General features: G+C 39.4%; 24 protein-coding genes. 2 read left to right on the forward strand and 22 right to left on the reverse strand.

Features of this window, described 5'->3' with window-relative positions; all coding sequences use genetic code 11:
* Positions 1-260: 260 nt before the first annotated feature.
* The 8 genes from J8281_RS16230 to J8281_RS16265 form a co-directional block, all read right to left on the reverse strand.
* The gene (locus J8281_RS16230; RefSeq protein WP_210198790.1) at positions 261-761 is read right to left on the reverse strand and encodes a DUF4138 domain-containing protein; all 501 of its coding nucleotides are present in this window, start codon (positions 759-761) and stop codon (positions 261-263) included.
* Positions 653-1,591, reverse strand: a complete 939-nt coding sequence (locus J8281_RS16235; RefSeq protein WP_210198706.1) for a LuxR family transcriptional regulator — start codon at positions 1,589-1,591, stop codon at positions 653-655. Before J8281_RS16235 ends, J8281_RS16230 begins: the two co-directional genes overlap by 109 nt.
* 11 nt (positions 1,592-1,602) lie before the next feature.
* Positions 1,603-2,088, reverse strand: coding sequence for an asparaginase domain-containing protein (locus J8281_RS16240; RefSeq protein ID WP_210198707.1), 486 nt, complete (start codon positions 2,086-2,088; stop codon positions 1,603-1,605).
* Positions 2,089-2,448: 360 nt separating this feature from the next.
* A complete protein-coding gene (locus tag J8281_RS16245; RefSeq protein ID WP_210198708.1) occupies positions 2,449-2,946 on the reverse strand; it encodes a cupin domain-containing protein in 498 nt (165 codons plus the stop codon).
* Between the two features lie 152 nt (positions 2,947-3,098).
* A complete protein-coding gene (locus J8281_RS16250) occupies positions 3,099-3,503 on the reverse strand; it encodes a DUF4267 domain-containing protein (protein ID WP_210198709.1) in 405 nt (134 codons plus the stop codon).
* A gap of 70 nt (positions 3,504-3,573) precedes the next feature.
* Positions 3,574-4,152 carry a Crp/Fnr family transcriptional regulator gene (locus J8281_RS16255; RefSeq protein ID WP_210198710.1) on the reverse strand — a complete coding sequence of 193 codons (579 nt, stop codon included), beginning with the start codon at positions 4,150-4,152 and terminating at the stop codon, positions 3,574-3,576.
* A gap of 513 nt (positions 4,153-4,665) precedes the next feature.
* Entirely contained in the window at positions 4,666-4,842 is a 177-nt protein-coding gene (locus tag J8281_RS20000) for a transposase (protein ID WP_210198711.1), read from the reverse strand.
* On the reverse strand, positions 4,772-4,924 hold the full coding sequence (locus tag J8281_RS16265; RefSeq protein ID WP_210198794.1) for a hypothetical protein: 153 nt from the start codon (positions 4,922-4,924) through the stop codon (positions 4,772-4,774). Before J8281_RS16265 ends, J8281_RS20000 begins: the two co-directional genes overlap by 71 nt.
* Positions 4,925-5,043: 119 nt before the next feature.
* On the opposite strand from J8281_RS16265, the gene J8281_RS16270 reads away from it, so the two are divergent.
* Entirely contained in the window at positions 5,044-5,619 is a 576-nt protein-coding gene (locus J8281_RS16270) for a Crp/Fnr family transcriptional regulator (RefSeq protein ID WP_210198712.1), read from the forward strand.
* A 76-nt stretch (positions 5,620-5,695) separates the two neighbouring features.
* The gene (locus tag J8281_RS16275; protein WP_210198713.1) at positions 5,696-6,394 is read left to right on the forward strand and encodes a hypothetical protein; all 699 of its coding nucleotides are present in this window, start codon (positions 5,696-5,698) and stop codon (positions 6,392-6,394) included.
* Positions 6,395-6,540: 146 nt separating this feature from the next.
* Here J8281_RS16275 and J8281_RS16280 read toward each other — a convergent pair whose 3' ends face one another.
* The 14 genes from J8281_RS16280 to J8281_RS16345 all read right to left on the reverse strand — a co-directional run bounded on the left by J8281_RS16280 (position 6,541) and on the right by J8281_RS16345 (position 20,884).
* A complete protein-coding gene (locus J8281_RS16280; RefSeq protein ID WP_210198714.1) occupies positions 6,541-6,846 on the reverse strand; it encodes a hypothetical protein in 306 nt (101 codons plus the stop codon).
* Positions 6,847-7,679: 833 nt separating this feature from the next.
* Positions 7,680-8,342 carry a hypothetical protein gene (locus tag J8281_RS16285; protein ID WP_210198715.1) on the reverse strand — a complete coding sequence of 221 codons (663 nt, stop codon included), beginning with the start codon at positions 8,340-8,342 and terminating at the stop codon, positions 7,680-7,682.
* Positions 8,343-8,445: 103 nt separating this feature from the next.
* Positions 8,446-8,724: a hypothetical protein gene (locus tag J8281_RS16290; protein ID WP_210198716.1), complete on the reverse strand. Its 279-nt coding sequence runs from the start codon at positions 8,722-8,724 to the stop codon at positions 8,446-8,448.
* 223 nt (positions 8,725-8,947) lie between these two features.
* On the reverse strand, positions 8,948-10,258 hold the full coding sequence (locus J8281_RS16295) for a beta-propeller fold lactonase family protein (RefSeq protein WP_210198717.1): 1,311 nt from the start codon (positions 10,256-10,258) through the stop codon (positions 8,948-8,950).
* 13 nt (positions 10,259-10,271) lie between these two features.
* Positions 10,272-10,817: a hypothetical protein gene (locus tag J8281_RS16300; RefSeq protein ID WP_210198718.1), complete on the reverse strand. Its 546-nt coding sequence runs from the start codon at positions 10,815-10,817 to the stop codon at positions 10,272-10,274.
* A gap of 94 nt (positions 10,818-10,911) precedes the next feature.
* On the reverse strand, positions 10,912-11,775 hold the full coding sequence (locus J8281_RS16305) for an AraC family transcriptional regulator (RefSeq protein ID WP_210198719.1): 864 nt from the start codon (positions 11,773-11,775) through the stop codon (positions 10,912-10,914).
* Between the two features lie 105 nt (positions 11,776-11,880).
* A complete protein-coding gene (locus J8281_RS16310; RefSeq protein ID WP_210198720.1) occupies positions 11,881-12,387 on the reverse strand; it encodes a hypothetical protein in 507 nt (168 codons plus the stop codon).
* Between the two features lie 58 nt (positions 12,388-12,445).
* Positions 12,446-12,997: a hypothetical protein gene (locus J8281_RS16315; protein ID WP_210198721.1), complete on the reverse strand. Its 552-nt coding sequence runs from the start codon at positions 12,995-12,997 to the stop codon at positions 12,446-12,448.
* Between the two features lie 270 nt (positions 12,998-13,267).
* Positions 13,268-14,098, reverse strand: coding sequence for an aldo/keto reductase (locus tag J8281_RS16320; protein WP_210198722.1), 831 nt, complete (start codon positions 14,096-14,098; stop codon positions 13,268-13,270).
* Positions 14,099-14,756: 658 nt separating this feature from the next.
* The gene (locus tag J8281_RS16325) at positions 14,757-15,245 is read right to left on the reverse strand and encodes a VOC family protein (RefSeq protein WP_210198723.1); all 489 of its coding nucleotides are present in this window, start codon (positions 15,243-15,245) and stop codon (positions 14,757-14,759) included.
* A gap of 139 nt (positions 15,246-15,384) precedes the next feature.
* Positions 15,385-16,869 (reverse strand): alginate export family protein, encoded by a 1,485-nt coding sequence (locus J8281_RS16330; RefSeq protein ID WP_210198724.1) that lies wholly within the window; start codon positions 16,867-16,869, stop codon positions 15,385-15,387.
* Positions 16,870-16,881: 12 nt separating this feature from the next.
* Complete coding sequence (locus J8281_RS16335; RefSeq protein WP_210198725.1) at positions 16,882-17,646, reverse strand: SDR family NAD(P)-dependent oxidoreductase; 765 nt, start codon at positions 17,644-17,646, stop codon at positions 16,882-16,884.
* A 15-nt stretch (positions 17,647-17,661) separates the two neighbouring features.
* Complete coding sequence (locus J8281_RS16340; protein WP_210198726.1) at positions 17,662-19,893, reverse strand: xanthine dehydrogenase family protein molybdopterin-binding subunit; 2,232 nt, start codon at positions 19,891-19,893, stop codon at positions 17,662-17,664.
* Positions 19,877-20,884, reverse strand: a complete 1,008-nt coding sequence (locus J8281_RS16345) for a xanthine dehydrogenase family protein subunit M (protein WP_210198727.1) — start codon at positions 20,882-20,884, stop codon at positions 19,877-19,879. Before J8281_RS16345 ends, J8281_RS16340 begins: the two co-directional genes overlap by 17 nt.
* Between the last annotated feature and the right edge of the window lie 8 nt (positions 20,885-20,892).

The raw sequence follows: 20,892 nt of genomic DNA on the forward strand, positions 1-20,892 counted from the left end.
AACAACATCGATAAAATGACACCTGTGGAATTCGAAAAAAACTTTCCTTTGATGGCTAGCCATCAAAGGAAAACAATGACTATTTTTAACAACGAAGTATTAACCTAAAAACGGTCAACGCTAATGAGGGAAGTACATTATTTGAAAAAAAGCTTTGTGCTACTACTTTGACAGTTTCAGAAGGTGTGAGGGCTTTCTGTTCCGTACAGGAAACAAATAGTAGGACAAAAGTGCAAATCAGTACATTTTTCATAATCAAATCAATTTGGGTTATTAATCATTCGGTGCGGGATCTTTAACTTGATATCACGTTCACCGTTTTTTTCATTGAGTTCTAAAACTACCCTTCGTCCATCAGATATCGAAAACTTTGGCATTACATAAATCAATCTTTCGGTCGTGCCTTCTTTTACTTTGGAAGGCAATCGATGTTTGTAAAGCGGTTCTTTATAGATACGTTGCAAGGACTTTCGTTTCCCTTTTTGTCGCGTTTCGACAGATAGATTTAAGAAATTCAAATCATAATCCATCGAGCTATTGTTTTTAATTTCGACAACGAAATACAATTCCTCTTTATCAAAAACAATGTTTTCAAGCTTCAAAACCACACCATCATTCCGGTTTCGTTTGATGGGAATATTAGGTTTCCGATTTAAAAGATACGAGCTAAACCGTTCGTAATATTGACGTTTACTAAGCGGTGCTTTTGGAATAACTTCGACCTCAGGATTAGCTTCAGCAACTCTATTTTCATTCCCGATACTGTTCGCTCTGCTATGAAAAAATTCTGTCCTATTTCTTTGTAAGTGTTTATGTTGATGATGGAAATGGCTATTTCAATTTCTCTTCTTGTAAGGCTTTGGTAGATTAATTTTGTCTCTAGTAGCTTTTCCTTGTTCTCTTTGTAGAATGAGAACACCTCAAACATTTTATTCTTGTTCTCAAGAAAATAGAGGTAACGGTCAATTTCAATAATTGTAATGGCATAGAAAGCACTATTCATTACTGTAAAGGTTAGCCATTGATAATCACCAATAATTGTGAGGATGGGCAACAGTGCTATTGCAACAACACATAGCATCGATAAACGATATCTTCTTATGGTAAATGAATTTCGCTTGGGAATGTTTTTTACTCGTTGTTGAAAAGCCCAAAGAAAATAAGACGCCAATACTGCAACTGGTAGTGTAAAAGAAGCTCTTGCTATGGCCATAGAATCAGTAGCATAAAATGGGATTAAGAATAAAAATACAAAGCAGATAGCCAACATTAAAATGATGTTTCTAATGGAAAAATGAACTTTTAAAATAGTAATGTCATACTCTTTGTACAGGTAGTATGCCAGATAAATGCAGAGTGTAATAGCAATGCCATACGTAATAATATATTGTAAAATGAAAGGGCCAACAAAGTTGTCAATAGGAAGAAATCCACCTGTGATATTATAGAGAATGAAAAGGATACCGAGGATAAGATACCTCTTTAGTGTTTTTCGTTTTAGATTGAAGCTCTGGTATGCGGCAAACAATACAATGAACGTATCTACCAAGAGGTAGAAAAACGTTGTCCAATGTATTGATGTGCCGAACATTTAGATTCATATTAATAGTCTTCAAAGCGATCCTGTTCTATGTTTTTTCTAACCTTGTACCAGTTGAAAATTTGATGGTGCATTGCTATATAGACTCCTTTGCTTAAATCAGTAAGATTTAAAATAGCGAACTTCAAATTATCCAGTACATCAGAGTTAGGGAGTGTTCCCAAAATAAACGACCCAGTTAACACAATGGTCTTGTCAATATCTAGCTTCCCCAAATATTTTGCAGTTTCAACCATAGTCAAGGTGCCATGAGTGATTAAAACTTTACTAGACTCAGTTGATGTGACAAGTTCAGCTAGAAACTTTCTGTCTTCCTTGTCTATAAACCTACTATCCTTTAAAAAAGCCTTTTGAATCGTAAACCCTGGAACATCCTTTATTTGATTAAGTAGAGTAGTAAGCAACAAGGGTGATTCTTTTGGTGCATTAATCGAATCTTCATATTCTAGACCTTCTATGGTGCCGCCTGTGGTTATTATTTGTATCATGGTGTCAGTCTGGTCATTTATACAGTGATACTTGCAACTTCAGTTTTTAGACAATTGAAAATTTGCTCTAAAGGTATTGTAGCCTTTCCTAAAAATAGGACAGATTATAACCTGAACCTTTTCAGTCAACATTTAAAATGTCTTTTCTTAGAACTTTCCATTTTGGTTCTTCCATTCTGATTTTAGTGAAATTTATTCTAAGATATCTCTCTCAGGGAGATAGTAAAAAGCGGCACAGTGACTATACCATTATAAAATTTCTAACTCAATAATGCTGAGTTTTACGAAATTAAGTTATCACTAAATGGTATACTTTAATTAATACTTGTTCTCAGTCAATCAAAAGAAAGCGTATATAAGTTATTTGCAATATTTAGAGATTAATTCAGCCATACGACCATTTTTTCTAGCTAAAGTGACTAAAAGTGAAAAAATAGGTTGTCCCAGTTTTTGAAAACCAACCATTTTTGAATTATTGAGATAAACAAATACGGCGAGGTCTATTAATCTTTTCGGTGTCCCAGATCGAGACAACAAACCATCCTTAGCCAAACCTTTAAAAATCTGTAATGCATTCTCAAAATTTTTATTGCCAGGACTCACAGTCACCCTGACCACGCACTCATTTTTACTTTTATTGTGAAAATAATGTTTGCGCAGGCGATCAACCATTACTTGTCCCCCTTCGGTAAATTCAGATATTTTGCCACTCAACCCTATTTCGAGTGAACCCTTAAGTATTTCAAACTTTTCCGAAAATAAGGTGTGATAATGCCATGGCGTTTTTTCACCTGGAAGAATACTGATTATTATGATGGAATCCTCGCTACCTTTAGAATGCTGTTGAATTTGTACCATACTACTTAATTTTAAACACCGCTATAGTCCTCACGGTCTTATTGATTTATAATCGAACCAATAAAGTGTTCGACTCTGATTAAATGCTGTTCTCTTTCTTCAGGTGAGGAGACATTAATACCTTTCCGCTGGTGTCAACCAACAATACAATCTTAAATAGCCTTCTCAATTGATACCTTTTTCTTATTAAGCAATAAAATTAATCCAAAGAAAAAGCATACTAGAATAGCCATAATGTGCGGAACGTATTCTGCTATTCCTGTATAGTTTTTATTTAAAACAATCAACAAGTCAACAACAGGAATAATTGTCCCGACGAGTAAAGCGATAGCCAATGCTCTTGTTTGCTTTGTCAGAACAAAAACACAAAAAAGCAACCCCGCAAATAAATCTCTTATTCCTTTAATGTAATGAAAAGAATAGTCGCCTAACTCATTATAACGTATACCATAACCAAGCTCGGCATTTTCGGGTGTTAAAAGAAATCTAGTTCCCAAGAAAATCAATCCCAGACCAGTAAGGAAAGCTATTGTAACGGAAATTCGCTTTGTCATCATATTTTATCTTTAGTTATTATACAAAGCTCGATTTTTCGATTTTAGGATTTATGCACCTGGAGTTAATAAATCATCTCGAACTTGAAATTCTTTTACGAATGCGGCTGAGCGATTGTGGCTTAACGCCAACATATGAAGCAATGTAATATTGCGGTATTCTTTGCTCGATATCTCTAAAATTGGATAAGAAATTAAGATATCGTTCTTCTGAAGTTTGGGTGTATAGAATTGTTAATTGCGCAATCAATTCAACAAAAACTCTTTCAATGATAATCCTCCCAAATCTATCTCCTTGTGCAAGTGAGTGGTAAATTGACTCCATTTCTTTTTTATTTACAGTCAATACCGATGTCGGCTCTAAAGCTTTGATGAATACTTTGGAGGGCAGTCGTGGAAGATAGCTTTCATAATTACAGACAAAATCATTTTCATTATTGAAATAATAAATATTGTCTTCACCATCGTTATTTATCCCATAACAGACAATACCTTTTTTAATAAAGAAAACCTCATTGCAAACCTTGCCTGTTTCAAGTAATAGTTCATTTTTTTTGAAGGATTTAAAAGTAAAGCAGGACTTAAGATATACTTCTTCTTGATCAGAAATAGTTATGATTTCTTTAATCTTATTCAGAAGGCAAGTATGCATTATTCAATTAAATATTATAAAAATTTAAAGTAACAACTTAACCACAAAATTAATATTTTCATTTTTCAATAATAGTATGAATATGGTTTTATATACATTGTCCTATTGCTTTTAGTTGTTAATTGCTGAAGTATTTGAACGAAATATTCAATACTTCTCCATTAAATGCTAGAGTAATGCTATGGATTGGAAATAATATTGTGCTAGGCTAAATTTTTATTGGCCCAAAAATCTAGGAAATGAGTCATATTTCTTTTTCTGGTTCATAAAATTTTTCAAAACTTCATTCCATAGAAAATACTCATGGCCATCTGAGTTAAAATTGCAGTTATGAATTTCCTCGTTCATTTAGTGAGGTCTGTAACATTAGCATCAACTTGATATAGGAGTACTAAAAGAATTAAATTATGAATTTCGCTAGAAAAAAATATTGATCTATTCTCAATTTGTTTTCACAAAATTTTTCTTTTCTGACAACCATTTTAGGCAATAAACAAAGCATTTATACAAGAATCAATACAGTTTCTCGAATACCTGCTCCGCCCCAGAGAGGAAATCGCGTTTCCATGAACTGATCTGGGTAGGGTGGATCTGGTACTTCTGGGCGAGTTCGGCTAGGCTATGCCGCTCTTTCAAGGCCTCCAAAACGACCTTCGTCTTGAAGTTCGGGGTGAATTTTCTTCGTGTCATATCCAGTAAATTTAATGATTAAACTTACTGTCTTAATTCTTGGGGTATCTACAGCTTTCAGTAAGCTCTTAGTGAAAATCATTCATATTCGTAATTATGCAGAAAATTGTTACTTTGAAAAGAATAGAATTTAGTAATGTCAATTCACTTAAATTTTGTTATATCTTGGGTTTGTAATCTACTATATATACTACTCATTAAATGAAAGACAAAATAAGAAAATCCTTCGATCAAATATTCATGCTATCCGATGAAGAATGGTTTCAAATGCAGCAATGCTTTGAGCTCTTTAAATTTAAGAAAGGAGATATCTTATTAGATACAAACGCGATTTGTAATTTTATAGGTTTTGTAGATATTGGAATAATTCGTTTTTTCGAAATAAAAGATGGTAATGAAAAAGTTACGGCTTTTTGGTTTCCAGACGACTTCCTAAGTAACTACAGAAGTTTCCTGTCTGGTACAAAATCAACTCATTATATAGAAGCTCTGAGCGATGGAAGTTACTGGAGATTAAGTAAAGAAGATTTATGGAGGCTGTTTGATGATTATCCCAAAATTGATAGATTGGGAAGAAAAATGGCAGAGTATCTTTACCTGATTGTCGCAGAGCGACTAGATAACCTTTTAAAACAGTCTCCTGAAGAAAGGTATAAAAGTTTAATAAATAATAATTCTAGGCTACTACAGCAGGTTCCGCAGTATATGATTGCTTCATATTTAGGCGTGAGCGCGGAAACATTAAGCAGAATAAGGAAAAGAATCTACACAAAATAGTTTCTTGACGTTCGTCAAGAATATTGATGCTTACATATTGTTCATTTATAGTTTCTAAATCTTAATAGAACCTTTTATGAACATAATCGCATTGCATCATCACAAATTTACCGGCACCCTACTAGTCATTTATTTTTTATTCTTTCTAAGAATATCAGCTCAAACAGCACATACCGAATTGGTTTATTCAGAATCGAACATACATCTGCTAAATTCTGTAAATACTGATTCTGATAATTCTGTCAAGAAACGCTTTAACAGTCGCGATACTGATCTTTTTGATCGCAAAAATTCAGTAGAAGGCAGTATTCTATTACCTATCGCACCAGGAAATGAAACATCATTTAAATACACGCGTAGAATTTGGAAAAAAGAAAGAACTAGCGGAGAGTTTGTAACAGGAATACATTTTCATATAAATTCAGAAAGAGATGGTGGCACCTATGACGACTATCAAATTATTTTGGGTTACCGACATTTTTTCTGGAAAGGATTAAACTTTGAGGCAGGCATACAACCTAAACTCTATTACCGATTAAAGAATGCTACTTTTAGTGATAGAACGCACGATGGGTATGGTTTATTTGTTTATTCGATGGCAGGATATCAATTCGAAGCTATAAAAAAACAGAACTACAGCTTTATCGTTAATGTTCAACCCGTTGGATTAGCATACAGTGCATATCATAGTGACAATTGGGCAAAAGATGCTGAAGGTAGCGAAACCGATGATCTTCTTTATTTTGGCAACATATCAATAGGAATAAGATTTTAGGGGAGTGTAAATCCAGTTTTGACTCTTACATCAAATGTTTAAATGATGCTCTGGTTTGGAAGTAGACAATACTCTATTCTATAATAGTTTCCATTCGCTTTCGCTCAAGCGAAAATATTGCCCTACGCTTTTGGCCAAATTAAAATTCAAGGCACCTTTGGCATTTTAAATGAAAAAGTAGAAGGTGAAGCAACATGGATAAAGACAGCACATCTTACGATAGCAAACCTGATATCTCTAAATTGGTTCAGAAAGATGGCAAACGGAAGGTGGATCATAATGAGCCAAAAGATAAAAGGCATTTTTGAACAATAACCAACAGCCTTTGAATTCTCAACCTTACGAGACCAAAAAATAATGTAAACTGTACCTATGATAGAAGGAAACATCCAGGCAAAGAGGTTATCGAAGTTTAAACCTGCAACAATAAACGCAGTTATTGATGCAATCATCGCACCGACCATTCTACCAATAAGAATCTTGAGTCAGATGGTTCTCTTTCTCATTGTTTTCTTAAAATTCTGGAAGTCTTTTAAAGTTAATATAATTCCAAAAACGCCAAAGAACACAAAGAGCATATTATTTGCGTTTTCAACAAACATTCTATAAACCCCTTTAAAAAACATTGCCACGGAACCTAATAACCTCGTACCTGAAATGATTTTATCAACACTTTTTGCATTACCTCTAAAACGACCTCTTATGTGAAGCGCCCTATTTCCTGCCAGCACCAGATAAATCGTAAATACTCCTTTTAAAAAAGAAATAGATTCTTGTGTCCGGGCATTATTGCAATAAACAACGACAACGCGGCACTACTTATATATAGTAATTGAGAAAATTTTACCTGAACGGCGGTGGATTTTACTTCCTTTTTTCACTGAAATGCTCAGTGCACCTTAAACAAGTCCCAAACCACCGAGAAAGGCGTGTACGTATATCAAGATTTGTATCGTTTGTTCCATACATCGTTTTTTTAGTATCAACTTGATACAAGAGTACTAAAACAATTAATTTTTGAATTTCGTAAGACAAATGATATAGCTTTAGTCATAATTGGTTTTCACGAAATATTTCTTTTCTGACACCCATTTTAGGCAATAAACTAAGGATTTATACGAGGATCAATACGCTATGATTTGCGGAAAAAAATTCAGAATTAAGCATGGTATTAAAGATATCTAATGAGGCTCTTTACCTGAAGGTAATAAATTTTTGTGATATTGATACGTAAGAGCAATAGGAAAGGTAATGCGCTTACGTATTATCAAATTACTTTCTTAATTTACTGTTTTGTATAAAATTTATCTTGCAAAACCGTAACTCTTACTTCACAGATGTCTTCGGTTCTAACGCCGAATCTTAATCGACCATTAGATACTTGAATGATATCTCTTTCAATACAATCATCTATGCCAGGAAAAATACTGCAGCCTTCATTAATATTGTATACGATTCCTGTTTCTGTGATGCCACAGTTTTCAAAACCAAAAACGTTGAGGATTTCCGGGTCAGAGGTTAAAAGCTCCAGCGTTTGTGATGTATTTCCGAAATCTGCTTCCCATGTTTCCTCGTAGAGATCGCTCTCACGTAAAATGGTAAATGGTCCTACAGATTCATAGACCAGTATAGGTTGTGTAAGAGCCTCATCGGCATATGCGGTGCTACGTATGCGGTTAGTTTCGCCATCAAAGACAAAAAATTCGTCCAGATATGCTTGAGCAAAAGGACTGTCGGGATCTGCGATTGGGAAAACTGTCGTTTCACTGGAAATCCAGGTTCCCTGTAATTGAGCTACGACTTCTGCTTCTGGATTCGCGTTGGAACCATCATCATCAGAATTACAAGATATACATAATAAAACTACAATGGTAATTAAGAATTTATTCATTTTATTTAAATGTTTAATGATTAAATCAAAGATGAGTATACATAAAATGAATTCCATTGACGATCGTCAAGAATCGTTTTTGTCAGCACATGGTAATTAAAAAATAAGATTGATTTGTCTGAATTATACCTAATAACGTGATATCTTGTATTACTAATTTCTAAAATCTCAGATAGGTAATTAAGGCTATATTATGTTGATTTCCACTATCACTTACAAAATACTCCCCCTTTATAAGACCGGAATAAAATAACTCGAAACTCAAAAAAGCATTAGGAGCCCATTCCAATTCTATACTGGGAATGAAGCCTACGTAGCTGTTTTCACTATTATAAGCGTTACCAAAATAAGGTAAGCCTGGTGGAGAATAGATAACATCTGAAGTATTCTGTCGCCAGGCAAAGGCTGTTTCAGCAGTTACTGCGATTCCTTTAGGCAACAACAGACGATACGAAGGATTTACTGTTATTAGGTTACTAAAGTTAAAGAAAGGGTACGGCTTAAAAATCCCAATGCCGGATTAAGCGGATTATAGGTATTTGATTCGCAAAGGGATAGTTAATATTCATTAAACAATGTGCTCCCGGAACTATTGCATTTCTTGGTCCTTTCCAATAAGAGTTATTCGGTAATAGTAAAAAGTAATGAATCGGGATTCTCCATCATTTAACCAACACAAGAGAATGTGCCCCTCTTGCAACGGGAACACTATGGTCCGTTTTCACCAAAAATGGCCTTTCCCCGGCTTCCTTGACCACGCGCCAAAAATCTATACGGCTACCTTTTCTTGTATCCTCAAAATTGTCATAAACGGCTACGGCGAGGTAATTGTCATCGGCATCGAATACCGTTGCCTCGGGCAATATCCCCTGAAAATAAAAATCGCCCAAATGGTCCAGTTTACCTGTTTCTTTATCGATAGATACCAATGTAATAGAGGAGTACCATGTAATTCTTGGCTCAGCACTTTCATTCTCATAGGGAAGATAGCTTCGTTCAAGATTTGCGGTTGCAAGCAATGTCCCATCATGACTTATTGAAAACCCTTCGGGACTTATTCCAGCCTCTGAAGTGGATATATTTGAGTGCAATGTGTTCCCGTCGGATGGGTCACTGTCAAATCGAATGCTGTTGAGCTGTCCTCGTGGTGCCTCTATCCAAGTGCCGGGGACATCTGGTCCCCAATATAGGCAAGTAGTGATATAATGCCTTCCATCAGGCGTGAAGTCTCCTTTCATAGGAAATTTCCCTGTTCCCACGACGTTGCCGTAGGGGGAAACCGTTGGGGCGGAGCCAGCGAGGTCGACCTCCATAAAGGCAATTTGGTCCGCGTTTTGCATAACGGCGGCCAAGTATTTGCCCGAGGGGTGCCAATCGACCTCGTTCGCTGCGGTCTCGGCGTCCACTCCGGGAATCGTAAAATGGGAGACCTTGCCCAACTTACCTTCCTTAAAAGGAACAAGGCCAAAGTTCTTGTCGCCGTTACTGTAGTAGCCTATGGCCACCCATTGCCCATCCGGGCTTACGGTTACGCCTACGGGGCGTTCACCAACGTCCATGGTCTCCAATTGTACAGGGTTTTTGGGATTACTGATGTCATAGACCGATAAAAGTCTCCCTATTCCGAGGTCGTTAAAAGTGGTACCTCCTTCGGAAGGAGGCGTGAAGGTCTCTACCACAAAGGCATGGTTTCCATCAGGCGAAACGGCCACGGAACATGGTGGTCCGGCAACCGAGTTGCTGGCAAAAGTTTCGTATGCCTTCCAGTCTTTATAATTACCATCCAATGGGATCAGGCTTATTGCATCATCACCATCCCTTTCACGAAGTTTGCCGTCAACATAGGCCGAAGAGACCATATCGGCATCCGATACCGATACCAATGTTTTCCCCTTGAAATCCAGCGGAGCCATTCTGTTCTGCGCAAATGCGAACTGGGTCAATAAAATGACACAAACAAATACTTTTTTCATATTTATAAGAGTTTTAATCTCCTTGATATACATTTAGGTTGCAAGGAGTGAATGAATTTTCATTGCAGACTATTCGCTGCAGTTTTTCTTGGTCGATGTATTTTTTAAGTAGCGGCAGGGTAAAGGTCTGATCGGTCTTTTTTGCAACGCTGTGACAACTATTGCACGAAACGGATTCAGAAGTGTCGAAACTTGGGAGTTTGGGACTGAAAGAACCACTTTCCCATTGGTCTTTCCCGACTTTTTTTCTAAGATATACGGTAGATTGGCCCTTGGAGAACCAAGTTTCCATGAGGATCAAAGTACCTAGAGGAAGTTCCGAAGGGTTGTTTGACAATGACGATTTTTCATTTCTGGATATTTCAATGAACATTCGCCTGACATAATCGCCCTTTTTGTCCACCTGTGCATAAAACATCCATTGCTTTCCATACCTGTTGATAACATCAGATATATCTTTTAGCTCTTCATAGGTGGATGTTTCGCGTCTCTCATCAAAAAAAATATACTGGGTAACTGTAAAGGATACAACTAAAAAAGGAAGGATTAACCAACGCATAATCGTTTTTGTTAACAATACCTTTCAAAGGTATCGTATAACAAGGCCAGGAATTGGTCCTAAACGCCCAAAAAAATGTCTGTGTAGTCCGAGTCTATACTGTTCTTATAGTTTTTGATGGAAGATGGCCGAAATGGGCCTTGTAAGCCTTGCTAAAATGGGAGTAATCTTCAAAACCAACCTCCAGATAGATTTCGGTGGGCCTTTTCTCCATGTGCACGATAAGATCCCTCGCGGCGAGCAGTCGTCTTTCTTTTATCCATTTGAAGGGACTGGTTCCAAAAAGCTCCTTGAATTCCCTCTTGAAGCCCGAAAGGCTTCTTCCCGAAAGCTCGGCAAGCTCCCGGAGGCTCAATTTTTTGATGTACATGTTCTCCATAAAGAGTTTCAGGTCGATGCTTGAGGGCTTTGAAATGTCAGAAAGAAAGCTGGGCAGTGCCTTGGCCTGTTGGGAGAGGTTCAAGAGTATTTCGAAGGTCTTGACCTTAAAGAGTTCCTTACTGGTCTGCGATGCATTTTTTACATACGGACGCATGGATTGAAAAGCGGCCCCAAGGAGCTCGTTATTTTGGAAGACCACATAGGGATTGATCAATTTTTGCCATGGATCAAGAAAACGGTGGGTCTGAAGGAACTCCAAAATGAACTCATCATTGAGGAAGAATAGGATGCTTTGGTAGGGATCTCCGGTCTTCTCATAGTCCAAGATGGTCTGCTTTGGCATAAGAATGGACTGCCCATCGGTAAGTGTGATGGCTATTCCATCTATAACAAGCCTGCAGGTTCCAGAGATGACGTGCAATATTTCGTGCTGGGTGGTATATCCGGTTCCCTTAACCTCGTGTTGTCCATCATGGCAGCTTTCCAATATTGTAGCGCCTTCCAATTCGACCAGTTCATGGGTCTCAAGTTGGTTCTTGAACTGTTGTGGCATTATGAATATGTCCAATGCTTCCATAGCTAAAAATAGTATTATAAATTTAATGATGTTATCTTTTGTCGAATAACTTTTATTTCGCTCATACTTTTCGCAATAACTATTCAATAAGATTGATTTCGATTCTCAAAAACTGATACCACCTGCCAAGATAATAGAAGGTACAATAGTCTCGCCATCGGTCACATTACGTCCAAAACGCACAGGCACCAGTACTCCGGCCAGAAAAAATGGGCCCACCTTTCCCTTACTGGGTATGGCGAACACCTTGTTGATTACCATGTTAAAGGCATAAGCCCCGCGGCCGCCTATTTCGATGGCGGATTTCAGCTCGCCGACGATATCGGACCTAAACCGATATAACAGCCCTTGCTGCCAGACCACCATATTCAATGCCCGTGTATCGGTGATGGGTACCAATTCGAAATTGTAGGACCATCTTTCGTTGATGCCGAATATTGCCCCTACCGGAAAAGCCAAGTTCGTGGCGTCGAACGTGTGTTGTACTCCAGCGGCACTGGAGTACCAGATGGCGGGATGTACGACTGCTGCATGGTATTTAATTTTTTTATCCTGTGCCTCCATGGGTATAGACGTCAGCACAATTAATATTGCCAGAATATTGAACATCATGGAGACCCTATTTTTGGCTACTTTGCCAGCTAAGTGGTAGTGGTTTCGGAATGTTACATCAATTAGCGGCATAGGCCTCAAGGTCGCACGGTGTTAACGGGGGCACATCACATTCCATAATTTCCATAGCTCCGTTTTCCAAGGCCATGGCGATACGGGGCAGGGTATATGTATAATCTGTGTTTTCGGCGGTCATATGACAACTGTTACAGCTTACGATTTCAGAAGGTGCTGAAAAATCGGGTGATGAGGGTGCGAAAGATCCATTGAGCCATTCTCCATTCACTTTAGTGCGGTAGAACACGGAAGATTGACTGCCGTTGGACCAGGTCTCCATAACTATCAGTGACCCATCCGGGAGTCCGTTTTCGCTTTCGTAGTTAACATAGGTTATTGAGTCTAAAAATATCCTCCTAAAGTAGTCCCCTGTTTTGTTCACCTTTAAGTAGGGATAAAGTGGGACACCATAGTTCGTTACAAGCCCTAAAGGCTCTTGCTCATCAAGGATATTTTCCTCATCTGATGCTGAGACATAAGTGTCTTCATCGCAGGAGGTAAGAAAAGCCCCCAGGACAATAACAATTGATACTATTACGATATTCCTTTTCATTCAAAGTTTTTTTTATGATTCCTATTTGTTTACGTCTTAATCTCCGGAAGCATCGCACTCCATTGATGTGTCCACCGGTTCTGGAAATCGGTCACCTGATTGAAAATCAACCATCCATTGGGGATATGGCGCCGTTTTTTGGCTGACCGTATCCAGTAAGTCTGTATCGGGTTGATTCAAAATAAATTTTGTTGCACCGATGTTCTCCAATAATTGTTCTTTCCGCTTTGCCCCAATGATTGTGCTATGTACTTGCGGTCTGTCCATTAATCATCTGAGGGCGACTTGGGCTACACTTGCATTTTTCCCTTCAGCAATTTTTTTCATGACATCAATGATGTCATAAGCCTGTGGTCTGTCCACCGGAGGAAAATCAAAGTCGTCACGCCTACTATCTCCACCAGTATTTTCTGTAATGCGATCGTACTTTCCACTTAAGAAGCCTCCTGCCAGAGGGCTCCAGGGCAAAATGGACAGGTTTTCGGAACTTGCATAAGGAATTATCTCATGTTCTATATCCCTTCCGGCCAGGGAATAATAGTATTGCATGGCAACAAATTTTGTCCAACCCATTTTGTCCGCAATACCATTGGCTTTCGCCACCATCCATGCCGGATGGTTGCATACACCAAGATACCTGACTTTTCCGCTTCGCACGACATCTTCCAGACCCCTCATGGTCTCTTCCAATGGTGTAAGGCTGTCAACACCATGTATATATAGTAGGTCAATATGGTTACTTTGCAAACGCCTTAAACTGGCATTTACTGCGTCTGAAATATGTGCTCTACTGAGCCCCACCTGGTTCACACCCTTACCCATACGTATACGGAGCTTAGTAGAAATGACGGTGTCGTTTTTAGAAATGCCCAGTTGTTTGAACGCCTTGCCCATAAGTCTTTCCGATTCCCCTTCACTATACGCGTTGGCATTGTCAAAAAAATTGATGCCATGATCAACAGCGGTAGAAAGAAGTTCTTTTGCCCCCTCTAATGGTAGTTTGCCTATGGACGCCCAAACTCCCTTTCCACCAAAGGTCATCGCCCCTAGACAAAGCTCTGAAACCAAAAGCCCCGTATTTCCTAAGTTATTATATTTCATAATGTTCCACTTATATTCTAAATTGATGGATTGCTTTTCTAACCGGAGTTTTTAAATTATTTAACCAATTTAAATCTCCAAAAGCTACAAATGTATTTATCAAACCACCAAGTAATAGGTCTTATAAGTCAAATAAAAGGGCTGTGGGGTTCATTCATTCAAGAACCAATCGTCTCAATTAAAGGTATGTTGATATTAGAAGATTTATTTAACTATGGGCCTAATTGAATTACCCTTTCTATCTTACAACGTTGAAGAACAGCTGCTTGAATGGTGATTATGACAGGCATTACGTTAGTAATAACAAAATTTGTTTCATCCCGCTTCCGCGAAAACGAAATCTATAATGGGAGGTAGGCCTATATCGTCAGTTTTATTGTCGTAAGTATTACCAAAATAAGGTAATCCCAGTTGGGAATAGAGAGCATCTGAAATATTCTGCCACCAGGCAAAGGCTGTTTCAGCAGTTAATGCGATTCCTTTAGATAGGCACGATTTACTGCTAATTGGTTGCTAAAGCCTGAGAGGATGTACGGCTTGAAAATCCTAATGACGGATTAGGCGGATTTTAGGTATTTGATTCACAGTTATTTACCTCATTCAAAGCAGATGCACTGATTCACGTATTCTTTCAACTTCATCTTCCTTTATCTTAAGATCAGTCCATCCATTCCATGAACTCGATTAAATTTTCGTTAAGGTCTTTAATTATGCACCATTTGAATTTCACACCTGACGCTTTATCGGTAAAAATGACCGGGTCTGTTTCGAAACTTACGCCCCTTGATCTAAGTTTCTTTGAAAATTCATCCATATCCTCAACCCTGAACGCGATACGTTTTACACCTGCCACTGAAAGATCGCTCATGGTTGTTTTTCTGTAGTCGGGCAGATCGTTTAACCGTTTTGAACTTAGAAGCATCATTTCAAATTCTCCCTTGCGAACGAGTCTGCCCTTAATAGATGCCTCTTCTATCGTAAAAGATTTTCCAGGAACAAAATCAAGATTCTCGACATACCACGCAGCAGCGGCATTCACGTCCGGCACGGTGATTACCAACTGTTGGGGATAAAACTCCAAGTTCGATTGAGCTGCAATACATCCGTGGGCCCATAAAAACCAAAAAATTACGTTTATTCTCATCATTTTCACCATATTTTAAATTATTAAAATGTTTGCAGTAACCCCAAGCAAAGCGGTAAGTTCACCGCCAATATTTACAGTGCCTGCCGTCACTAATACTCTATTCTTTTTCGTGATGCTTTGATTGAACTTATTTTTTTGTTTAGAACCTCAAATAAGTGATGAATGCCATGTTATGCTGGTTTTGGCTATCACCTGAAAAATAATTCCCTTTGAACAGTCCTGAATAGAACAACTCGAAGCTTAAAAAAGCGCTGGGTGCCCATTCTAATTCTATACTGGGAATGAAGCCTACGTAGCTATTTTCATTATTGTAAGTATTACCAAAATAAGGTAAGCCCGGTGGAGAATAGATAACATCTGAAGTATTTTGTCGCCAGGCAAAAGCTGTTTCAGAAGTAACTGCTATTCCTTTTGGCAACAACAGACGATACGAAGGATTTACTGTTATTAGGTTACTAAAGTTAAAGAAAGGGGTACGGCTTAAAAATCCCAATGCCGGATTAAGCGGATTATAGGTATTTGATTCGCCGTCGTTGGCCTGCCTGTCACCACTAAAAATGTTGGCCTCCAGACCTAATCGATGTTCTTTTTGATTGATATTCCAAAAGTATTCTATGTCTGTACTTACAGAATAGGCGTTAATGTCTATCCCACCGGCACTCCCAAACTGATAGTTTGCCTCTAGGTCAAAATCAAAACCTCTATCATGATTGTGTCGGTGAACCAATCGTGCACCCACGGTCTGTCTTTCGTCTTCGTCAATAACGTCTTGATTAAAATTCTCCCAATGGTTGATACCTGCATGATACAATTCCAGATTCAATCTGTTTTCTTGGTTATGTAGTGGAGTGGTTGTGTAAATACCAAACAGTTCACGGTCAGACAGCCAATCATTGTCCAAGGCATTAGGTTCTATAGGCACTTCTCTAAAATAGAATAGGTCTGCCTTAAACCGGTTAATAAAGATATTGCTACGCGCACCATCGTATGAACGCCTAACATTCGGGTCTTCACGAATGGCAAACAACCGACCAGACCCTATGAAAGCTTCCTGTCTGCCTATTCGTAAATAAGATTGTTTTCCAGTACTTTCGTGTGGATACTTGAGTATGAAAAAGAGTTGGTGAAGAGCTAGATCATCGGCGTCCACTGGGGAATCAGGCAAATCGTTACCTGCTCGCCATGCAGTAAGAACTTGTGAGAATACACCAAAATATTTGTGTCGAATGGCTACATGAAGCATTAAGCGTTGGTCATATCTGTATTCTTCGGTCGGTGTTGGCAGGGCATCAAAATTGTCTGTTTTGAAATAGTCAAACCGCGTTCGAACATCACCGCCTATCGAAAGGTATGTATTGGTTTTTTTGTGTATGGGAATAAACTTCAACCGCTCCCAAAAGTTGATTTTTTCATTTGTACGTAAATAATCGAATCTGTCCAAGTATCGAATAATATTGAATCTTCTACTTATGAATAACTGACCATGGATGTCATTTACGTCAAACTGTTCTAGTCCGGTACTGTCTTGCGCTTTCATTTCTTGGGCAAACAAACTGGCGTTCATCCAGATTATAGGTAGAAATAAAAGACCAAGAGTCCTTTGAAAATTGATTTTATTTTTCATACTATATTTCTTCTACAAAGACTGCCCACCGGAAATTTCGATGCGCTCACCATTAATCCATTGAGCGGCATCACTACACAAGAAGGCAACCACCTGACCTATATCATCTGGTTGACCTACACGGCCTAAAGGAATCATATTGGCGAGTTTTTGCTGCACTTCTTTATTATCTCTGGCTTGGGCATTGTTAAAATCAGTAGCAATGGCTCCGGGTGCCACCGCAACCGACCTTATACCACGATGACCATATTCTTGCGCCACATGTTTTGTAAGCGTTTCCAAAGCACTTTTCAATGAACTATAAAGCGAATATCCAGGAATGCAATAGCGTGTAGTGGCACTGGTTATGAAGATAACGCAACCACCATCATTGACCGCCGGAATTAATTTTTGGGTCAAAAAGTAGACACTTTTATAATGGATGTACATTAACTGGTCAAACTTTTCTTCTGTACAATCCTCAATGCTGATGTTTGCCCCAATACCACCATTGTGTATCAAAAAATCAAAGGTTTCAACGCCCCATTCCTCTTTAAGTATAGTTTTGAATTTCTGAACAAAATTATCTAACAGATCAAACTGTACGAGGTCTAGTTGTAGTGTTTTTGAAGATTGCCCTTTTTCTACTAATTCCGCTACTACGCTTTGAGCCTCTTCGACTTCATTATAGTAGGTGAAAATGACATCTACACCAGTATCGGCCAGTGCGAGTGCCATGTTCTTTCCCAGGCCCCGGCTACCGCCTGTAACCAGAGCTATCTTATTTTTAGCTTTCATATATTTTTGTTTTAATTATTCTGCTATCTCCAAAAGCTTTTCCGGTTTGTAAGGAAGCGACCGTATCCTTATGCCCGTGGCATGATAAATGGCATTCATGATGGCTGCTTGTAAGCCTACGCCGCCCAATTCGCCTACCGATTTCACCTCTAGTATATTGGCCTCTTTATCAGTATGGTCCAAAAAGGAAAGATCCAGGTCCGGAATGTCTGCCTGTACCGGCATATGATAGCCACCCAAATCGGAGTTGAGGTAGCGGAAATTGCTTAAATCTCGTTCAGCGGCCTCTTGCATGGCCATACCGATAGCAAAAACACATCCACCTATCAATTGAGAATGTGCCGTTTTCGGATTAATGATTTTTCCGCAATCGTAAACACCTACAATTCTTTTGAGCGATGCCCAGCCGGTAATGGGGTCAACTTCAACTTCCACAAAATTGGCTCCGAAGGAAGAAGATGATTTTTTGAACATTTCTGGGCTGTATTGTGTCTGAAGTTGTGTCTCTACATAAGGTCGGCCTGCGCGCTTTAATGTTGTTTGAAGGCTTTCTTCTTTTGTACCATTGGTAATTGTTCCATTGCTGATGTTTAGCGTTTCTGCTTTTAGTCCAAATAGGGGAGAAGCTTCATTTGTTGTCGCACGCCTGATAAGATTCGTTTTTAGTTGCTCACAGACCTTTGCAACGGTAGTACCTACGCTGGCAGCTGTAAATGCAGCTACTGTAGGTGGTGTTTTAGGATAGCGGGTGTTCCCCATAACGACCTTAATCTTTTCAATAGCTACACCCAAGTAATCGGCAGCGATTTGCCGAATAATGGTATTGGTTCCTGTACCGATTTCCTGCGTACCTACAATAAGCTCTACGGTGCCGTCTGCTAAAAATTTCGCTTTCGCGGAAGCGGGATGAAACAAGGTAGGATAACTGCCACTGGCCATGCCGTAACCTACCAGCATACCATCTTTTCTCATGCTGCCTATCTTGGGATTACGTTTGTCCCATCCAAATTTCTTAGCTCCTACATCATAGCATTCGTTCAGGTGTTTTGAAGTCCACGGAAGGTTTGTTTCCAGGTTGATATCGGCATGGTTCTTTTTTCGTAAGGCTATTGGGTCCATGCCTAATTTATAGGAAAGCTCATCGAGAGCAGATTCCAGCAAAAACAGACCACTTGCTTCTCCTGGAGAACGCATCGGTACCGGACCGCTCATGGGTACCGGAGCAACTTCCATTTTAGCTCGCATATTAGGGTTACTGTACATCATCCGTGGTGCAATGACACTGGACTCAAAAGCCGTTTTCTGAAATTCTGGGGTCTCTCCAGTAGTATGAATGATGATAGAATTGATGGTGCCATCTTTTTCGGCACCTATTTTTACTTCGCTGTGCGTGGCAGAACGTAAACCCACGCATCCAAACAGTTGTTTTCTGGTCAATTCTACCCGTAGCGGTCGGTTTACTTCCTTTGCAGCCGCCGCTATGATGCCCGTATGCGGAGCTACCAAACCCTTACCGCCAAATGCCCCACCGACATAAGGCGAAATAACAGTGACATCTTCAACAGGCATTCCTAACATCTCTGCCACCCCTTTTCGATGACCGAAAATCCAGGCAGTTGGTTCGTAAACGGTTAACCGTCCTGCATTCCAGACCGCCGTAGTGCCATGGCGCTCCATAGGCTGGTGATGCATGGTCTGGGTCGTATACGTTTGTTCTAGCTTTACTTCGCTCGCTTCAAAGGCTGCTTCCGGCTTTCCTCTGTGATAATCACCTTCCATGATTCCGAAAAGAAACTCCAACTCCTCAGCATCTTTAGGGTTGGGATGCTCTTCATAGGTTCCTTTCTCTTCTTCGTAGCTAACTTCAATAAGATGCCCAGCTTCTTGCGCTACTTCAAAAGATTCTGCCACTACGAGAGCAACATATTGTAAATCATAGACAATTTTATCGTCCTGCATAGGAACGTGTTTCTGCTGCCCGCTATCACCACTTGGGTCGAATGGAGAAATATAGGTCGGCGGACTATAGAGTTTGGGCATATTTTCATGCGTGAAGACCTGGAGTACGCCTTTTTGGCTTCTGGCTTTATCAGTACGGATAGACGTTACTCGGCCTTTGGCAATGGTGGCTGAAACCAAATAGCCAAAAGCCAACTTATCAATAGCGACATCATTCGCGTAAGTAATTTTACCTGAAACCTTGTCAGGACCGTCTACACGGTTGAGTGGTTTAGTTATTTGTTCCATAAGGTGTTTCTTTTGCCATTAATAGCGTTCGTACTAAGATTTTTTCCAGAAGTTTCACTTTAAAAGCATTATTTTTCTTGGGCTGAGCATCACTAATAGCGATCTTTGCTGCTTGCCTAAAATTGCTTTCGGTAGCCGCTTTTCCTTGCAAGAAATTTTCTGCTTCTTCAAACCGCCAGGGTATCGTACCTACCCAGCCTGAGGCTAAGCCGGCATTAAGTATGGTTCCTGTTTGAATATTGAGTGCCGCCGCACCGGAAATCAATGCAAAGGCATAAGACTTTCGGTCCCTTACTTTTAGATAAGCTGAATGGTTAAAACCATGTTCCAGCGGAATTTCAACGCCAACAATCATTTCATCGTCCTGTAGATGCGTTATTTTAGTGTTTTCCTTTACTGGGATGTGGTAAAATTTATCTAAGGCAAGTTTGCGCGTATCCTTTTTGGACTGCAACACCACTTTAGATCTTAGGGCTAGCATACCTACAGCCATATCCGATGGATGTGGAGTGTTGCAACTTTCGTTCAACCCAAACAGTGCGTTGGTTCTAATCCCATCTTTTGCTGTTACCGTCGGGCATACATCTCCCGCAGTTCTTCTACCGCAAGCGGCAGATACATCGTAGAAAAACGGACAGCGGGATTCTTGCATCAGGTTGCCGCCTATGGTTGCCATGTTTCGTATCTGTTGCGTGGCACCTTTTACAAGGCTTTGCGATACGAGTGGTGCAAAGTTGATAATCTTCTCAGATTCGGCTGCTGCAGTATTGGAAGCTAGCGTACCCAGGTACACTGTATCCCCTGTATTTTTTATGTCACGCAGTCCAGAAATGGTATTGATGTCAACCAGCTGTTGCGGGTGTTGGATACCTTCCTTCATCATATCGACCAGATTAGAACCTCCGGCTATAAAATAAGAGGCCTCTTTTTCCTGTTTTGCCTTGATGGCATCGCGCGCTGTTTTTGCTTCGGTATATTGAAAAAAATTCATGGTCTGCT

The organism is Aquimarina sp. U1-2 (assembly GCF_017897595.1).
Lineage (GTDB): Bacteria > Bacteroidota > Bacteroidia > Flavobacteriales > Flavobacteriaceae > Aquimarina.

What these genes read in the sequence shown, in the direction of transcription:
- J8281_RS16235 (WP_210198706.1), bottom strand. Translation starts at nt 1,591, where the DNA reads ATGTTCGGCACATCAATACATTGGACAACGTTTTTCTACCTCTTGGTA.
- J8281_RS16240 (WP_210198707.1), bottom strand. Translation starts at nt 2,088, where the DNA reads ATGATACAAATAATAACCACAGGCGGCACCATAGAAGGTCTAGAATAT.
- J8281_RS16245 (WP_210198708.1), bottom strand. Translation starts at nt 2,946, where the DNA reads ATGGTACAAATTCAACAGCATTCTAAAGGTAGCGAGGATTCCATCATA.
- J8281_RS16250 (WP_210198709.1), bottom strand. Translation starts at nt 3,503, where the DNA reads ATGATGACAAAGCGAATTTCCGTTACAATAGCTTTCCTTACTGGTCTG.
- J8281_RS16255 (WP_210198710.1), bottom strand. Translation starts at nt 4,152, where the DNA reads ATGCATACTTGCCTTCTGAATAAGATTAAAGAAATCATAACTATTTCT.
- J8281_RS20000 (WP_210198711.1), bottom strand. Translation starts at nt 4,842, where the DNA reads ATGACACGAAGAAAATTCACCCCGAACTTCAAGACGAAGGTCGTTTTG.
- J8281_RS16265 (WP_210198794.1), bottom strand. Translation starts at nt 4,924, where the DNA reads ATGATTTTCACTAAGAGCTTACTGAAAGCTGTAGATACCCCAAGAATT.
- J8281_RS16270 (WP_210198712.1), top strand. Translation starts at nt 5,044, where the DNA reads ATGAAAGACAAAATAAGAAAATCCTTCGATCAAATATTCATGCTATCC.
- J8281_RS16275 (WP_210198713.1), top strand. Translation starts at nt 5,696, where the DNA reads ATGAACATAATCGCATTGCATCATCACAAATTTACCGGCACCCTACTA.
- J8281_RS16280 (WP_210198714.1), bottom strand. Translation starts at nt 6,846, where the DNA reads ATGATTGCATCAATAACTGCGTTTATTGTTGCAGGTTTAAACTTCGAT.
- J8281_RS16285 (WP_210198715.1), bottom strand. Translation starts at nt 8,342, where the DNA reads ATGGAATTCATTTTATGTATACTCATCTTTGATTTAATCATTAAACAT.
- J8281_RS16295 (WP_210198717.1), bottom strand. Translation starts at nt 10,258, where the DNA reads ATGAAAAAAGTATTTGTTTGTGTCATTTTATTGACCCAGTTCGCATTT.
- J8281_RS16300 (WP_210198718.1), bottom strand. Translation starts at nt 10,817, where the DNA reads ATGCGTTGGTTAATCCTTCCTTTTTTAGTTGTATCCTTTACAGTTACC.
- J8281_RS16305 (WP_210198719.1), bottom strand. Translation starts at nt 11,775, where the DNA reads ATGGAAGCATTGGACATATTCATAATGCCACAACAGTTCAAGAACCAA.
- J8281_RS16310 (WP_210198720.1), bottom strand. Translation starts at nt 12,387, where the DNA reads ATGATGTTCAATATTCTGGCAATATTAATTGTGCTGACGTCTATACCC.
- J8281_RS16315 (WP_210198721.1), bottom strand. Translation starts at nt 12,997, where the DNA reads ATGAAAAGGAATATCGTAATAGTATCAATTGTTATTGTCCTGGGGGCT.
- J8281_RS16320 (WP_210198722.1), bottom strand. Translation starts at nt 14,098, where the DNA reads ATGAAATATAATAACTTAGGAAATACGGGGCTTTTGGTTTCAGAGCTT.
- J8281_RS16325 (WP_210198723.1), bottom strand. Translation starts at nt 15,245, where the DNA reads ATGATGAGAATAAACGTAATTTTTTGGTTTTTATGGGCCCACGGATGT.
- J8281_RS16330 (WP_210198724.1), bottom strand. Translation starts at nt 16,869, where the DNA reads ATGAAAAATAAAATCAATTTTCAAAGGACTCTTGGTCTTTTATTTCTA.
- J8281_RS16335 (WP_210198725.1), bottom strand. Translation starts at nt 17,646, where the DNA reads ATGAAAGCTAAAAATAAGATAGCTCTGGTTACAGGCGGTAGCCGGGGC.
- J8281_RS16340 (WP_210198726.1), bottom strand. Translation starts at nt 19,893, where the DNA reads ATGGAACAAATAACTAAACCACTCAACCGTGTAGACGGTCCTGACAAG.
- J8281_RS16345 (WP_210198727.1), bottom strand. Translation starts at nt 20,884, where the DNA reads ATGAATTTTTTTCAATATACCGAAGCAAAAACAGCGCGCGATGCCATC.